This window comes from Acidovorax sp. A79 (assembly GCF_041154505.1).
Lineage (GTDB): Bacteria > Pseudomonadota > Gammaproteobacteria > Burkholderiales > Burkholderiaceae_C > Acidovorax.
The window spans coordinates 867,920-882,802 of record NZ_AP028672.1 but is presented as its reverse complement, the minus strand read 5'-3'; the positions used below and the strand labels follow the sequence as shown (position 1 = coordinate 882,802).

Genomic DNA, 14,883 nt, shown 5'->3' with positions numbered 1-14,883 from the left:
CGCGGTAACGTGCGGCGGTTTCCTTTTGTAGACTTGCCATTCACGAAGTCCGGCACAGCCGGGCGTGACGTGGTGACTGACCGGTGGAAGTGCCTTGGCGCTTTCACCGTTTTGACTTATGGAGACTCGACAGAATGGCCACCATTCCGATTACCAAGCGCGGCGCTGAAAAGCTCAAGGAAGAGTTGCACCGCCTCAAGACCGTGGAACGGCCCGCGGTGATCACGGCGATCGCCGAAGCGCGTGCGCAGGGGGACCTCAGCGAAAACGCCGACTACGACGCCGCCAAGGACCGCCAGGGCTTCATCGAGGGCCGCATCCAGGAGATCGAGGGCAAGCTCTCGGTCGCGCAGGTCATCGATCCCAGCGCCGTCGACGGCGGCGGCAAGGTGGTCTTTGGCGCCACGGTCGAGCTGGAGGATGAAGAGTCTGGCGACACCGTGAAGTACCAGATCGTGGGCGAGGACGAGGCCGACCTGAAGCAGGGCCTGATCAATATCTCCAGCCCCATCGCCCGTGCGCTCATCGGCAAGGAAGAGGGCGATACCGCCGAAGTGCTGGCGCCCGGCGGCGTTCGCCGCTATGAGGTGGTGGCGGTCAGCTACCAGTGAACAGGCGCGGCATGCTCCATCGCCTTCCTGCCCTGGTGGCCGCCCTGTGGTGGGGAAGCCTGACCACCATCGGCTTTCTGGTCGTGCCCATGCTGTTTGCCCACCTCCCGTCGCCGACGGTGGCGGGCAACATGGCGGCCAGGCTGTTTGCGGCACAGACCTGGGTGGCGGTGGCCTGCTGCCTGGTGCTGCTGCTGGTCTCCAGGCCCAGGCAGGCTGTAGCGCAGCACCCATGGGCGCAAGCTGCTATGGTTTTCATACTGGGCGGCATGCTGCTGGCACTGCTCACGCAGTTTGGCGTGGCACCGCGCATCGTGGCGCGGCAGGATCTGCGCGTGTGGCACAGCGTGGGAACAGTGATGTACGCGCTGCAATGGTGCTGTGCGTTGGCCGTGCTGTGGCAAACGCTTCGCCACGACCCTCAGGCGCCCGCCGGGGGCGGCTCCGCCGGAGCCTGAAGCGCATACACCGCGGCGGCTCGGCCAGCGCCAGCGCCTGCGCCGACTACTCGTGCCAGTGTTCCGCCACCCAGCTGGCGGGGCGAATGTAGCGAAAGCGGCGGTTGCGCCGTCCCGCCAGTGCGTCCGGTGGATTGCACTCCCCGTGAAAGATCACGATGCGCGCACCGGGCGGCACGAACGGCGCGCGCCAGTAGTTGGTGGGCCATGGCGGTATGCCGTGGTACTTGAAGCTCGGGCACCACGCTGCGGGCCAGTACTGCAGCTTGCCCTGCCGGTGCAGAAAGTCCGACAGGTAGGCCTGTTCGTTGCGGAACTGCGCGCGGATTTCTGCGAAGTGGGCGCGAAAGTGTGCCAGCACGTCAGGGTGCGCCCCCAGTTCGAACCGGTAGACCGATGAATTGCCCGTGACGCGCCAGGGGCGCTTGTAGTCATGGATGATCAGGAATTCGCCCGGCTGGGTGAAAAAATCGTCCAGGCTGCCGGTGATGACCACGTCCACATCCAGGAACAGGGCCGTGCCGCGGAGCCCGTGCAGGTCCTGGCTGAAGGTGGCCAGCTTGGTCCAGCCCCGCTCGGGAATGCCGGGTGGCAGATCGAGCGCGGGGATGGGCAAGCACTGCACTTCGCTGCGGATGCCGGCGCTGTCGTCGGTCAGGCAGACGAAGCGGAAGTCACCACGCAGGTGCCGCCGAACCATCGCGTACAGCCGATTGACATATTCGGGGCCGTATTTCGTGCCCCACTTCATGCAGAGGATGTGGCGCGCGTGGGCGGCCCTGCCGGCAGGCGCTGCAGAAGCTGCAGGTACTGCAGAGACTGCGGGGGGGATCATCAGTCTGCCTGGCGCTTCTTGATCGACTTTTGCTTGGGTTTGGCGCGCTTGATCTGGCCGCCCGAGGTCAGGCGCTGGTTGCCCAGCACGCGCAGCTGCTTGATTTCGGGACGCTGGCCGCCGCGCTTGCTGAACTTCAGCACCTTGACGTCGCGCGGGCCCGGCATCCGGTCTTCATCGACCACGCGCTCCTTGACGGGCTGAGGGCGCCAGAGCACCAGCAGTTTGCCGATGTGCTGGATGGGGGCGGCGTTGAGGTCGGCCGTGATCTGCTGGTACATCAGCTCGCGGGCCGCGCGGTCGTCATTGAAAACACGCACCTTGATCAGCCCGTGGGCATTCAGGGCGGCGTCGATCTCCTTCTTGACGGCGGGGGTCAGGCCATCGCCGCCAATCAGGACGACGGGGTCCAGGTGGTGGGCATTGGCGCGTTGTTCCCGGCGCTCGGCGGGAGTCAGTTGAATTTGAGGCATGGGCCGTATTATGTCTGCGGCCCGCTGCGGGGTGCCTTCGCGTCGCCGCGCGAAATGGGCCTTGTGTCCAATCGGCTGTGCCGATTGTCGAGAGACAATGGAGCCGTATGAAAGTCAAAACCCAGAGCAAGAAGGTCAACAAGGCATGGTTGAACGACCACGTCAACGACACCTATGTCAAATTGGCCCAGAAAGAGGGATACCGCGCGCGCGCGGCCTACAAGCTCAAGGAGATCGACGAGCAGCTGGGCCTCATCAAGCCCGGCTACACGGTGGTGGACCTGGGCTCCACGCCCGGCGCATGGAGCCAGTACCTGCGCAGGCGCATGTCGCCCTCGGGTGCGGCGGCGGGGCAGCTCAATGGCACCATCATCGCCTTGGACATCCTGCCCATGGAGCCCATCGAGGGGGTGACCTACCTCAATGGCGATTTTCGCGAGGCGCAGGTGCTCGAGCGCCTGGAGCAGGCGCTCGGTGGCCGCGCGGTGGATGTCGTGGTGTCGGACATGGCGCCCAATCTTTCGGGCATCGGATCGGCCGATGCGGCCCGCATCGCCCACCTGGTGGAGCTGGCGGTGGATTTCGCTTGCAACCATTTGAAACCGGACGGTGCGCTGGTGGTCAAGCTCTTCCACGGCGGCGGGTACAGCGATCTGGTGACGCTGTTCAAGCAGACCTTCAAGGTGGTCAAGCCCTTGAAGCCCAAGGCGTCGCGCGACAAATCTTCGGAGACCTTCCTGGTGGGAATGGGCCTCAAAAAGGCCGCCTGAAAGGTCTTGCCCCAGGTCATGAATCCGTGAAATTCGCCCGTAAAGCCCGTGCTGTTTCCATGGCGGCTAGGGGGAATAGGGATGGCTGGGTGGCTTGAAAGACCTAAAATGGGCCGCACATGCGTGCCATGACGGCAGTGTGTCCGTTTTCTGTTCCCTGCAACTGGAGCCCCGCTTGAACAATCAGTGGTTTTCAAAAATTGCCGTGTGGCTGGTTATCGCCATGGTGCTGTTCACGGTGTTCAAACAGTTTGACACCCGTGCCGGCGCCAGCGCAGGCCACGTCGGCTACTCGGAATTCCTCGAGGAAGTCCGCAGCAACCGCATCAAGAGCGCAACCATCCAGGAAGGCCAGGGCGGCACCGAGATCGTGGCCATCACCAACGACGACCGAAAGATCCGCACCACCGCGACCTATCTGGACCGCGGCCTCGTGGGCGATCTCATCAACAACAACGTCAAGTTCGACGTCAAGCCCCGCGAAGAAGGCTCCCTGCTCATGACCCTGCTGGTCAGCTGGGGCCCCATGCTGCTGCTGATTGGCGTGTGGGTGTACTTCATGCGCCAGATGCAGGGCGGCGGCAAGGGCGGCGCCTTCAGCTTCGGCAAGAGCAAGGCGCGCATGCTCGACGAGAACAACAACCAGGTCACGTTCGCGGACGTGGCGGGCTGCGACGAAGCCAAGGAAGAAGTCAAGGAAGTCGTGGACTTCCTGAAAGACCCACAGAAGTTCCAGAAGCTGGGCGGCCGCATTCCGCGCGGCCTGCTGCTGGTGGGCCCTCCGGGCACCGGCAAGACCCTGCTGGCCAAGTCCATCGCGGGCGAAGCCAAGGTCCCGTTCTTCAGCATCTCGGGCTCCGATTTCGTGGAAATGTTCGTCGGCGTGGGCGCGGCCCGTGTGCGCGACATGTTCGACAACGCCAAGAAGAACGCCCCCTGCATCATCTTCATCGATGAAATCGACGCCGTGGGCCGCCAGCGCGGTGCCGGCCTCGGTGGTGGCAACGACGAGCGCGAGCAGACCCTGAACCAGATGCTGGTCGAGATGGACGGCTTCGAGACCAACCTGGGCGTGATCGTGGTGGCTGCCACCAACCGCCCCGACATCCTGGACGCCGCCCTGCTGCGCCCCGGCCGCTTCGACCGCCAGGTCTACGTGACGCTGCCCGACATCCGCGGCCGCGAGCAGATCCTGAACGTGCACATGCGCAAGATCCCGATCGGCCAGGACGTGGCCCCCGGCATCATCGCGCGCGGCACGCCCGGCATGAGCGGTGCCGACCTGGCGAACCTGTGCAACGAAGCCGCCCTGATGGCCGCCCGCCGCAATGCGCGCACGGTGGAGATGCAGGACTTCGAGAAGGCCAAGGACAAGATCCTCATGGGCCCCGAGCGCAAGAGCATGGTCATGCCCGAGGAAGAGCGCCGCAACACGGCCTACCACGAGTCCGGCCACGCGCTCATCGGCAAGCTGCTGCCCAAGTGCGACCCGGTGCACAAGGTCACCATCATTCCCCGTGGCCGTGCCCTGGGCGTGACGATGAGCCTGCCCGCACAGGACCGCTACAGCTATGACCGCGAATACATGCTCAACCAGATCAGCATGCTGTTCGGCGGCCGCATCGCCGAGGAAGTGTTCATGAACCAGATGACCACCGGCGCCAGCAACGACTTCGAGCGCGCCACGCACATCGCCCGCGACATGGTCACCCGCTACGGCATGACGGATGCGCTGGGCCCCATGGTCTATGCGGAAAACGAAGGCGAGGTGTTCCTGGGCCGCTCGGTCACCAAGACCACGACCATGAGCGAGCAGACCATGGAAAAGGTCGACATGGAAGTGCGCCGCATCATCGACGAGCAGTACAACCTCGCCCGCCGCCTGATCGAGGAGAACAGCGACAAGATGCACGCCATGGCCAAGGCCCTGCTCGAATGGGAGACCATCGATACCGAGCAATTGGACGACATCATGGCAGGCAAGGAGCCCCGTCCTCCGAAGGACTGGACGCCCCGCACGCCTCCCTCGGGCGGCGACAATTCCAGCGGCGGCACGCCCGCCGTGGCAACGGACACCGCGCCTTCGGCAGCCTGAGGAGCCCGTTGCAGTTCCAGCCGTTCCAACGGGGCCTTGTGCCCCGTTTTTCATGGTCTGTTTGGTCCCCTTGCTGATCCTCGCGGCGGCACACCCCTATCTCTTTTCCCCACGGACCATGCTCTGGCAGACCTCCCGCTTTTCGATCGATCTTTCCGAGCCCCGCGTCATGGGGATCGTCAACGCCACGCCGGATTCGTTTTCCGATGGCGGACGCCATGGCTCCACGGCGGGGGCCCTGCGGCATTGTGAGCAGCTGCTCAAGGACGGGGCGCACATCCTGGATATCGGGGGTGAGTCCACGCGGCCCGGCAGCCCCGCGGTGCCCCTGGACGAAGAACTCACGCGCGTGATGCCCCTGGTGCGGGACGCGGTGTCCCTGGGCGCCCCGGTCTCCGTCGATACCTACAAGCCCGAGGTCATGCGCGCGGTGCTGGACCTTGGCGCCGACATCGTCAACGACATCTGGGCGCTGCGCCAGCCAGGCGCGGCGCAGGTTGTGGCATCGCACCCGCAGTGCGGCGTGTGCCTGATGCACATGCACCGTGACCCCCAGACCATGCAAGCGGCCCCCATGCAGGGGGATGTGGTCCGGCAGGTGCTATTGTTCTTGCAGCAGTCAGCGCTTGATCTGCAAGCGCTGGGGGTCAAGAATACCCGGATCGTGCTGGACCCTGGCATTGGATTCGGCAAGACGCCGGAGCAGAATTTTGCGCTGCTGGCCCATCAGCCTGCATTGTTGCGCGCGGGCTACCCCCTCCTGGCGGGCTGGTCGCGCAAGTCGTCCCTGGGGGCCGCGACGGGGCTGGCGGTGGAGCAGCGCATGGTTCCGAGCGTGGCCGCGGCCGTGCTGGCCGTGGAGCGCGGGGCTTCCGTGGTGCGCGTGCACGATGTGCGAGAAACCGTGTCGGCGCTGGCGGTGTGGAGCGCCATGCAGCGAGAGCGTTGAGGCCGGGCGCTGCAAGGAGAGGGCAGCATGCCGGGCGGCCCGCATCCACATATTAATAAACAACGAGAGATTCACACGAGGAGACACCAGAACATGACGCGCCAATACTTTGGAACCGACGGTATCCGTGGCACCGTCGGGCAACCTCCGATCACCCCGGATTTCGTCTTGCGCCTGGCCCATGCCGTCGGGCGCGTGCTGCGCAGGGCCGAGGACCGGCCCACGGTGCTGATCGGCAAGGACACCCGCATTTCAGGCTACATGCTGGAGAGTGCGCTGGAGTCGGGTTTCAATTCCGCCGGCGTGGACGTGGTGCTGCTGGGCCCCTTGCCGACCCCGGGTGTCGCGTACCTGACCCGTGCCCAGCGCGCGAGCCTGGGGGTCGTCATCAGTGCCAGCCACAACCCTTACCCCGACAACGGCATCAAGTTCTTCAGCGCCCAGGGCACCAAATTGCCCGACGCCTGGGAGCAGGCGGTCGAAGCCGCCCTGGCAGAGCCCCCGGTGTGGGCCGACTCGGCCAGCCTGGGCAAGGCGCGCCGGCTCGATGACGCCGCGGGCCGCTACATCGAGTTCTGCAAGAGCACGTTCCCGCAGGACCTGACCCTCAAGGGCCTCAAGATCGTGGTGGACGCGGCCCATGGCGCGGCGTACCAGGTGGCGCCCAAGGTCTTTCACGAACTCGGTGCCGAGGTGCTGTCGATTGGCTGCTCGCCCGATGGTCTCAACATCAACCACGAGGTGGGCGCCACCCACCCTGACGCGCTCGTGCGCGCCGTGCGCGCCAACCGCGCCGACTACGGCATCGCGCTTGATGGCGATGCCGACCGGCTGCAGATCGTGGATGCCACCGGGCGGCTGTACAACGGCGACGAGCTTCTGTACCTCATGGCGTCGGACCGCATGGGCCGTGACGAGCATGTGCCCGGCGTCGTCGGCACCCTGATGACCAACATGGCGGTGGAGGTGGCGCTGCAGGCCCGGGGCGTGAAGTTTGTGCGCGCCAAGGTGGGTGACCGTTATGTGCTCGAAGAGCTGGCGCGGCACCAGTGGGTGCTGGGCGGCGAGGGGTCGGGCCACCTGCTCGCGCTGGACCGCCACACCACCGGCGACGGCCTGGTGAGCGCGCTGCAGGTGCTGCAGGCCAGCGTGCGCAGCGGGCGCACGCTGGCGCAACTGCTGGCGGACATCACGCTCTACCCCCAGGTGCTGCTCAATGTGCGCCTGGCGCCCGGGCAGGACTGGAAGTCCAACCGCCGCCTGGAGGAGACCACCCGCGCCGTGGAGCAGGAGCTGGGCGCCACGGGCCGGGTGCTGATCCGCGCGAGCGGCACCGAACCGCTGCTGCGCGTGATGGTCGAGGCGCGCGATGCGCAGCAGGCCAGCGCGTGTGCGCAGAAGCTGGCCGACGCGGCCCGTGCCGGCTGATGGTGACGCCGCGCGCCATCGCCACCGTGGGGCGCGCCGTGCGATCGGCTACGCTGCTGTCTTTGCCGCCAGCCTGGAACCGTTGCTGATGCCTTCCACCACCACCGATGCTCTCACTCCCATCACCGTCCGGCGCGTGGACTATGGCGATGCCCGCCAAGCCCGGGCGTTGGTCGAACTGCTCGACAGCTATGCGAAGGACGTGGCGGGGGGAGGCGCGCCGCTCAGCGCCGAGGTCCTGCGCGGCCTGCCCGAAGCCTTGCGGCGCAGGCCCCAGGCTTTCAGCGTGATCGCATGGGCGGCCGACGCCGCGGCGCCGCACGGCGAGGTGCCCGTGGGGCTGGTCAATTGCCTGGAGGGTTTTTCGACCTTTGCCTGCCGGCCCCTGGTCAACGTGCATGACGTGGTGGTGGCCCCCGGCTGGCGCGGCCACCGCGTTGCCCAGCGCATGCTGCAGTCGGTGGAGGCGCTGGCGCGCGAGCGGGGTGCCTGCAAGCTCACGCTGGAAGTGCTTTCGGGCAACCGCAGCGCCCTGCGCGCGTACGAACGGGAAGGCTTCGCCGCCTACACGCTGGACCCCAGCATGGGACAGGCGCAGTTTCTGCAGAAGATGCTGGACGGGGCAGGGCCTGTGCCACCCGCGGTACTCTGAATCACTTTTCCGGGAGACAAGACCGTATGAAGACATCTCTGGGCCAGATCGCCGCGGTGGGCGCCACCGCATTGGCGGCGTTGCTCGCGGCGCCCGCTGCCCATGCGGGCAAGACGCTTGACGGCATCCGGGCGCGCGGGCAGGTGGTGTGCGGCGTCAACACCGGGCTGGCCGGGTTTGCGATCGCGGACTCCAGTGGCCGGTGGTCGGGCCTGGACGTCGACATCTGCCGGGCGCTTGCGGCCGCGGTGCTGGGCGACGGCCAGAAGGTCAAGTACGTGCCGCTGGACGTGCCGCAGCGCTTCACCGCGCTGCAATCCGGCGAGGTGGACGTGCTTTCGCGCAACACCACATTCTCGCTGGCGCGCGACGCATCGCTGGGCCTGCACCAGACGGCCGTGACCTACTACGACGGCCAGGGCTTCATCGTGCCGGCCAGGAGCAAGATCAAGAACCTCCGCCAGCTCAAGGGGCAGACCGTGTGCGTGCAGTCAGGCACCACGACGGAAAAGAACCTGGCCGACTATTCCCGTGCCCACGACCTCGACATCAAGCCCGTGATGTTCGAGAAGGTGGACGCGGCAACGTCGGCCTACCTGTCGGGGCGCTGCTCCGCGTTCACCACCGATGCCTCGGGCCTGGCATCCCTGCGCAGCGGCGTTCCGCAAGGCGCGGCAACGCACACCATCCTGCCCGAGCTCATCTCCAAGGAGCCTCTGGGCCCCATGGTGCGGCGGGGGGACGACGAGTGGTTCGCGGTGGTCAAGTGGGTGATCTACGGCCTCATCGAAGCCGAAGAGCAGGGCGTGACACAGGCCAACGCGGACCAGCTGAAAACCAGCAGCAGCCACCCGGCGGTGCAGCGCATGCTGGGGACCTCGGAAGACACCGGAAAGCTGCTCGGCCTGGACCGCGACTGGCTGCTGCGCGCCGTCAGGACCACCGGCAACTATGGCGAGATCTTCGAGCGCAACGTCGGGCAGAAGTCGGCGCTGGCGCTGCCGCGCGGCCTCAACAACCTGTGGAACAGGCAGGGCCTGATGTACGCCTTTCCGATCCGCTGAGCGTTGCCTGGAGGGATCTGCTCGCGCGGTGCGGACGACAGCTCGGGCATCGCGGCAGTGCAATGCAATACAGTGCATTTGCTATTGTATTTATAGCTGCTCGCGCTTATCTATAAAGCGTCAGGGGCTGATTTTATTCAAAATTTCCCCGTGTGGAGGCCTGTTGCCCGGGCGGGTCTGTGAGAGCCGGTCCGGCGGGTCCGGGCCGCGGCACGATCGTGCTGCCGGCCGGCCGGCTCAATGCAGCTGTCGCCGCATGAAGGCTTCCAGCTCCGGTGCCGACAGCGGCATGCTGAAGTGGTAGCCCTGCGCCTCGTCGCACCCCTGCTCGCGCAGGAAGGTCAGCTGGCCTTCGGTCTCCACGCCTTCGGCCGTGGTGCGCATGCCCAGCGCCTGCGCCATGCGGATGATGGCGCTCACGATGGCGCGGTCGTTGTTGTCGTTGCCCAGGTCGCGCACGAACGACTGGTCGATCTTGAGCTTGAAGATCTGAAATCGCTTGAGCTGGCTCAGCGATGAATAGCCGGTGCCGAAGTCATCCATCGACATGCGCACGCCGCGCGCGTGCAGCTGGTCCATGGTGGCCACCGCGGCATGCGGGTCGTCCACGGCCACGCCTTCGGTCAGCTCCAGCTCCAGGCAATCCGGCGGCAGGTCAAATTCGGCCAGCATGCGGCTTACCAGTTCGGGCAGCTGGGGCTGGCGGAACTGGATGGCCGAGAGGTTCACGGCCATCGTCAGGCCCGGGAACCCGCAGGCCCGCCAGGTCTTGAGCTGCGAGAGCGCGGTGCGCAGCACCCATTCGCCGATCTGCAGGATCTGCCCGCTGTCTTCTGCAATGGGAATGAATTCGGCGGGCGACACCCCACCGAGCTGCGGGTGCTGCCAGCGCAGCAGGGCTTCCACGCTGCGCACGGCCCCGGTGGTCAGGCTCATCTGCGGCTGGTAGTGCAAGTGGAATTGGTTGCGCTCCAGCGCCCGGCGCAGGGCGTTTTCGAGCTGCAGCGCGCGCACCGACTGCGCCTGCATTTCCGGCGTGAAGAACTTGAATGTGTTGCGCCCGTCGAGCTTGGCGCGGTACATGGCCACGTCGGCCGACTGCGTCAGGGTGTCGAAGTCCTTGCCGTCCTGGGGGAACAGCGCGATGCCCATGGACGGGGCCATGGTCAGTTCGTGGTGGTCGATCTGGTAGTGCTGGCGTGAGGCCTCCTGCAGCTTGCCGGCCACGCGGGCCGCGCCGTGCGCATTGGCGCCGGGCAGCAGCAGGATGAACTCGTCGCCACCCAGGCGCGACACCGTGTCCTTGTCGCGCACCACGGCGCGCAGCCGCTTGGCGATCTCCACCAGCAGCGCATCGCCCACCCGGTGGCCCAGCGAGTCGTTCACGTGCTTGAAGTGATCCAGGTCCAGGAAGATCAGGGCCAGGGGCGTGTTGCCCTCCTGGGCCACGCGGATGGCCTGCTGCGCGCGCTCGGACAGCAGGGCGCGGTTGGGCAGGCCCGTGAGGGCGTCATAGTGGGCGAGCCAGTAGATGCGCTCCTGGTCGGCCTTGCGGTCGTTGATCTCGCGGTGCAGGTTGTCCACGGTCTCGCGCAGTTCGCGGGTGCGGTCCTGCACCTGCCGTTCCAGGTCCTCGTGCGTGCTGGCCAGGACGGCCTGTGCCTGCTTTCGCTCCGTGATGTCCATGGTGATCCAGATGGAGCCCTGCGATGGATCGGCGGGATCTATGGATTTGCTGCGCACCTCGCAGATCACGGGGGTGCCGTCCTTGCGGCACAGTTCCAGCTCGCCTTCGTACGAATGGCCGGCGGCCAGCTGCGGATAGCACCGGCGGCCGACTTCTTCCCACGCGGCGTCGCTGGCATACCAGCGGCGCGACGGGCTGCCCGCCAGTTCCCCCGGCTGGTAGCCCAGCATCTGCTCGAAGTGGTGGTTGCACCGGGTCAGGCGCCGGTCGCGCAGGAACACGATGCCCACCATGGCGCTGTCGAACAGCAACTGCTTTTCGCGGACCGCGGCGCCCAGCGCGGCCTGCGCGCGCCGTTGCTCGTCGATATCGTCCAGGATCCAGATGGAGCCTTCGGTCGTGTCGTGCGGATTGATGAGCCGCCCCGTCAGGCTGCCCCAGAACAAGGAGCCGTCGCGCCGGCGCAATTGGCGCTCCACGCGGAAGGCCTGGCCCTGGGCGAGCACCGGGTAGGCGGTGCGGCCCAGATCGCGAAAGGCATCGCGCGAAGGGTAGAACGCCTCGGTGTTGAGGCCCACCAGCCCTTCGGCGCTGGCGTAGCCGAAGATCTCGGCGTACCGCTGGTTGCAGCGCACCACGCTGCGCTGGCGCAGGAAAACAATGCCCACGCCCGCACTGTCGAGCAGGGTTTGCTGTTCGCGCAGCGCGCGTTGCAGGGGGGTGTCGGTGGCAACTCCAGGACGCTGCAATTCTGGAGAGCTGTACGGCGCAGACATGGAAACCGGTACGGGCGGGAGGGCCAGGCGGCCTTGGTAATTTGTACCAAAGTGTAGCAGCGCTCCCTTACAAGCCTTTCGGCGGGGCGTCCGGCCCTTTCCCGTGCAGGGTCGGGTCGGCTTCAGTGGTCCCGCTGAGCGCGCAGGTACGCCTCGAACTCCGGCGCGGGCAGGGGGCGGCTGAAGTAGAACCCCTGGCCCTCGTCGCAGCCCTGGGCCTGCAGGAACTCGACCTGGCCGTCGGTTTCCACCCCCTCCGCCGTGGTCTGCATGCCCAGGGCCTGCGCCATGCGGATGATGGCGCTCACGATGGCCCGGTCATTGGCATCGTCTTCCAGATCGCGCACGAACGACTGGTCGATCTTGAGCTTGTAGATCTGGAACCGCTTGAGGTAGCTCAACGAGGAATATCCGGTGCCGAAGTCGTCCATGGACAGGCGCACGCCGCGGTCGTGAAGCTGGTCCATCATGGCGAGCGCGGCGGCGGGGTCGTCCACCGCGGCGCCCTCGGTCAGCTCCAGCTCCAGCCGGCGCGCGGGCAGGCCTGCCTGTTCCAGGCAGCGCGTGACCATCTCGGGCAGCTGGGGATGCCTGAACTGGACGGCGGAGACGTTCACGGACACCGCCCGCAAGGGCAGCTGCAGATCCAGCCAGCGTTTGGCGTCCTTCACCGCGGTGTGGATCACCCATTCCCCGATCGCCACGATCATGCCGCTGCTTTCGGCCACCGGAATGAACTCGGCCGGCGACACCATGCCCAGCTCGGGATGGCGCCAGCGCAGCAGTGCCTCGGCCCCCACCACCTGGCGCGCGGTGAGCGAGACCTGGGGCTGGTAGTGCAGTTCGAACTGGTTGCGCTCCAGCGCGCGGCGCAGGGCGTTCTCGATCAGCAGGGCGCGCGCCGTGCGCGCCTCGAGGTCGGCGGTGAAGAAACCGTACCGGTTGCGTCCGTTCTGCTTGGCACGGTACATGGCGGCATCGGCCCGCTGGTACAGCGTGTCGAACGAGTCGCCATCGGCGGGATACATCGCGATGCCCACCGACAAGGTGGTGGTGAGTTCGTACGGGTCCACCTGAAACGGCTGGGCGATGGCCGCGAGCAGCCGGGTTGCCATGTCGGCCGCGGAGGGTGCCGAGGTGGCGGGCAGCAGCAGCAGAAATTCATCGCCCCCCAGGCGCGAGACGGTGTCCTGAGGCCGCAGCAGGGACTGAAGGCGCTGCGCCACCGCCACGAGCAGGATGTCTCCAATGCGGTGGCCCAGCGAATCGTTGACGTTCTTGAAGTGGTCCAGGTCCAGGAACAGCATGGCCAGGGTGCCGCCTCGCGCCTGCTCGTTGGCAATGAGGTGCTGCGCGCGCTCGGCCAGCAGCGCGCGGTTGGGAAGGTTCGTGAGCGGGTCGAAATGCGCCAGGCGCTGGATGCGGTCCTGGGCCTCGCGCTGCTGCGTGATGTCGCGAAACAGCGTGATGGAGTGCGTGGCGACGCCATTGCCATCGCGCACGCTGCTGACCGACAGCCACTGGGGGTAGGTGGACCCGTCCTTGCGGCGGCCGCAGGCCTCGCCCTCCCAGTGGCCGTCCTGGGACAGCCGTGCGTACACGGCGTCGGCGCTGGCGTTGTCTGCCGGCCGGGCGACCGTGAGCAGGCGCACGGACTGCCCCACGGCCTCGGCTTCCGTGTACCCCGTGATCCGCGTGAAAGCCCGGTTGATGCGCACGATCGTATGGGCCGCGTCGGCGATCACGATGGCTTCGCTGCTCTGGTCGAACACCTGGGCGGTCAGCTGCAGTTGCTCCTGGGACCGCTTGCGCTCCGTGATGTCGCGCGACAGCAGGATGAACCGTGGCTTCGCGCCCGGGGACGTGGCCTTGCGCGCGGCGGACAGCTCAAACCACGTGGTGCCCACCCCGGGCAGGTCGAGCATGATCTGCCGCCCGGAGGACCAGCCCTGCGCCTGGGCATCGCTCAGCACGTCCAGCACCGACAGGGCTGCCAGCGCTGGCAGCACCTCGGTCACGTTGCGTCCCACCAGCGTTTCGGCGGGGCCCATGAGCAATTCGGCGCGCTGGCTGTGCACGCTGCAATAGAACCCGTCCTGGTCGAGTTCGAAGAGAGGGTCCGGGATGGCGTCGATGGTGGCGTGCAGCTGCTGCTGGGTGGCCTGGATTTCCGAGGTGCGCTGGGCCACCTGATAGGCCAGCCCGCGCTCGTGGGCCTTCAGCTCGAAAAGAAGCCGGGCCAGGTAGGTCATCATCAAGGCAAACAGCAGGCCCACCGCGCAGCGCATGAGCAGCACGGCCGGGTCGCCCCAGCCCTTGATGGGGACCAGGCTCAGGGTCCATTGCCCGTTGGGCAGGGTCAGCGACCGGCCCACCGCGTCCGCGCCCGGGGGCGGGTCGGATGCGGCAATGGTCTGTTCCTCGCCCGTGTCGGGCCGGACGCGCCACAGCCGGTAGTGGTAGCCCCGCAGCGTCAGCTGCGGCAGGCGCGCGGCGGCCAGCACTTCGGGCAGGCGGATGGTGACGTAGGTGAACCCCCAGAAGGCGCGGTGCCCCTGGGCATCGTCGAGGTAGACGGGCTGGCGCCCCACCACGCCCAGGCCGCCTTGCACCAGCTCCATGGGGCCGGCCAGGGTCAGCCGGCCCGACTCCCGGGCCCTGGCGGATTCGGGGCCCTGCCGGGGGTCGTTGAGCTGGTCGAAACCGATGGAGTTCTCGTTGCCCTGGCGCGGCACGACCTGTTTGACCACCCCCCCGGGAGAGAGGCCCATGGCCGTGATGCCCGGGTAGAAGGGCAGCATCTGCGTGCCGATCTCCTCGAACTGCGTCACCTCTCCCCGGCCCTGGCGCACCAGCGCCACCAGGGTGTTGTTGGCCGACAGGGCCAGCTCGATGGCGCGTTGCAGCGCCTGGACGTGGTCACCCGCCATGTCCGTCACCTGCGTGCGGTGCTGGGCGCGCTCCTGGCGCTCAAGGGCCCACACCACCACCCCGGCACAGGCCGCCGCCAGAACAAACACGACCAGCGAGCCCGCAAGAGGGCTTCGGGAGCGGGTGGGGGCGGATGCGTGCACGGTGCGGTTTC

The 14,883-nt window shown here is 67.0% G+C and carries 12 protein-coding genes; 8 read left to right on the top strand and 4 right to left on the bottom strand.

Translation table 11 applies throughout. The features are described 5' to 3' along the window. Nucleotides 1-134: 134 nt before the first annotated feature. On the top strand, nucleotides 135-611 hold the full coding sequence (greA, locus tag ACAM51_RS04020) for a transcription elongation factor GreA (RefSeq protein WP_218297680.1): 477 nt from the start codon (nucleotides 135-137) through the stop codon (nucleotides 609-611). An 11-nt stretch (nucleotides 612-622) separates the two neighbouring features. Then, nucleotides 623-1,069: a DUF4149 domain-containing protein gene (locus ACAM51_RS04015; RefSeq protein ID WP_218341594.1), complete on the top strand. Its 447-nt coding sequence runs from the start codon at nucleotides 623-625 to the stop codon at nucleotides 1,067-1,069. A gap of 46 nt (nucleotides 1,070-1,115) precedes the next feature. Here ACAM51_RS04015 and ACAM51_RS04010 read toward each other — a convergent pair whose 3' ends face one another. After that, entirely contained in the window at nucleotides 1,116-1,820 is a 705-nt protein-coding gene (locus ACAM51_RS04010) for a glycosyltransferase (protein WP_369642789.1), read from the bottom strand. A gap of 83 nt (nucleotides 1,821-1,903) precedes the next feature. Next, complete coding sequence (locus ACAM51_RS04005) at nucleotides 1,904-2,377, bottom strand: YhbY family RNA-binding protein (protein ID WP_218297678.1); 474 nt, start codon at nucleotides 2,375-2,377, stop codon at nucleotides 1,904-1,906. Nucleotides 2,378-2,484: 107 nt separating this feature from the next. On the opposite strand from ACAM51_RS04005, the gene ACAM51_RS04000 reads away from it, so the two are divergent. From ACAM51_RS04000 to ACAM51_RS03975, 6 genes are all read left to right on the top strand, one after another. Continuing rightward, a complete protein-coding gene (locus ACAM51_RS04000) occupies nucleotides 2,485-3,147 on the top strand; it encodes an RlmE family RNA methyltransferase (RefSeq protein WP_218297677.1) in 663 nt (220 codons plus the stop codon). Between the two features lie 175 nt (nucleotides 3,148-3,322). Continuing rightward, a complete protein-coding gene (gene ftsH, locus ACAM51_RS03995) occupies nucleotides 3,323-5,242 on the top strand; it encodes an ATP-dependent zinc metalloprotease FtsH (protein ID WP_369642788.1) in 1,920 nt (639 codons plus the stop codon). A gap of 118 nt (nucleotides 5,243-5,360) precedes the next feature. Then, the gene (gene folP / locus ACAM51_RS03990) at nucleotides 5,361-6,191 is read left to right on the top strand and encodes a dihydropteroate synthase (RefSeq protein WP_369642787.1); all 831 of its coding nucleotides are present in this window, start codon (nucleotides 5,361-5,363) and stop codon (nucleotides 6,189-6,191) included. A gap of 93 nt (nucleotides 6,192-6,284) precedes the next feature. Continuing rightward, entirely contained in the window at nucleotides 6,285-7,619 is a 1,335-nt protein-coding gene (gene glmM / locus ACAM51_RS03985) for a phosphoglucosamine mutase (RefSeq protein ID WP_218297674.1), read from the top strand. 88 nt (nucleotides 7,620-7,707) lie between these two features. Continuing rightward, nucleotides 7,708-8,271, top strand: coding sequence for a GNAT family N-acetyltransferase (locus tag ACAM51_RS03980; RefSeq protein WP_369642786.1), 564 nt, complete (start codon nucleotides 7,708-7,710; stop codon nucleotides 8,269-8,271). 26 nt (nucleotides 8,272-8,297) lie between these two features. After that, nucleotides 8,298-9,335, top strand: coding sequence for an amino acid ABC transporter substrate-binding protein (locus tag ACAM51_RS03975; protein ID WP_218297672.1), 1,038 nt, complete (start codon nucleotides 8,298-8,300; stop codon nucleotides 9,333-9,335). Between the two features lie 237 nt (nucleotides 9,336-9,572). Here ACAM51_RS03975 and ACAM51_RS03970 read toward each other — a convergent pair whose 3' ends face one another. Together ACAM51_RS03970 and ACAM51_RS03965 are read right to left on the bottom strand one after the other, a co-directional pair. Continuing rightward, complete coding sequence (locus ACAM51_RS03970) at nucleotides 9,573-11,798, bottom strand: bifunctional diguanylate cyclase/phosphodiesterase (RefSeq protein WP_218297671.1); 2,226 nt, start codon at nucleotides 11,796-11,798, stop codon at nucleotides 9,573-9,575. Nucleotides 11,799-11,920: 122 nt separating this feature from the next. Beyond that, nucleotides 11,921-14,872: an EAL domain-containing protein gene (locus tag ACAM51_RS03965; RefSeq protein WP_218297670.1), complete on the bottom strand. Its 2,952-nt coding sequence runs from the start codon at nucleotides 14,870-14,872 to the stop codon at nucleotides 11,921-11,923. Nucleotides 14,873-14,883: the final 11 nt, after the last annotated feature.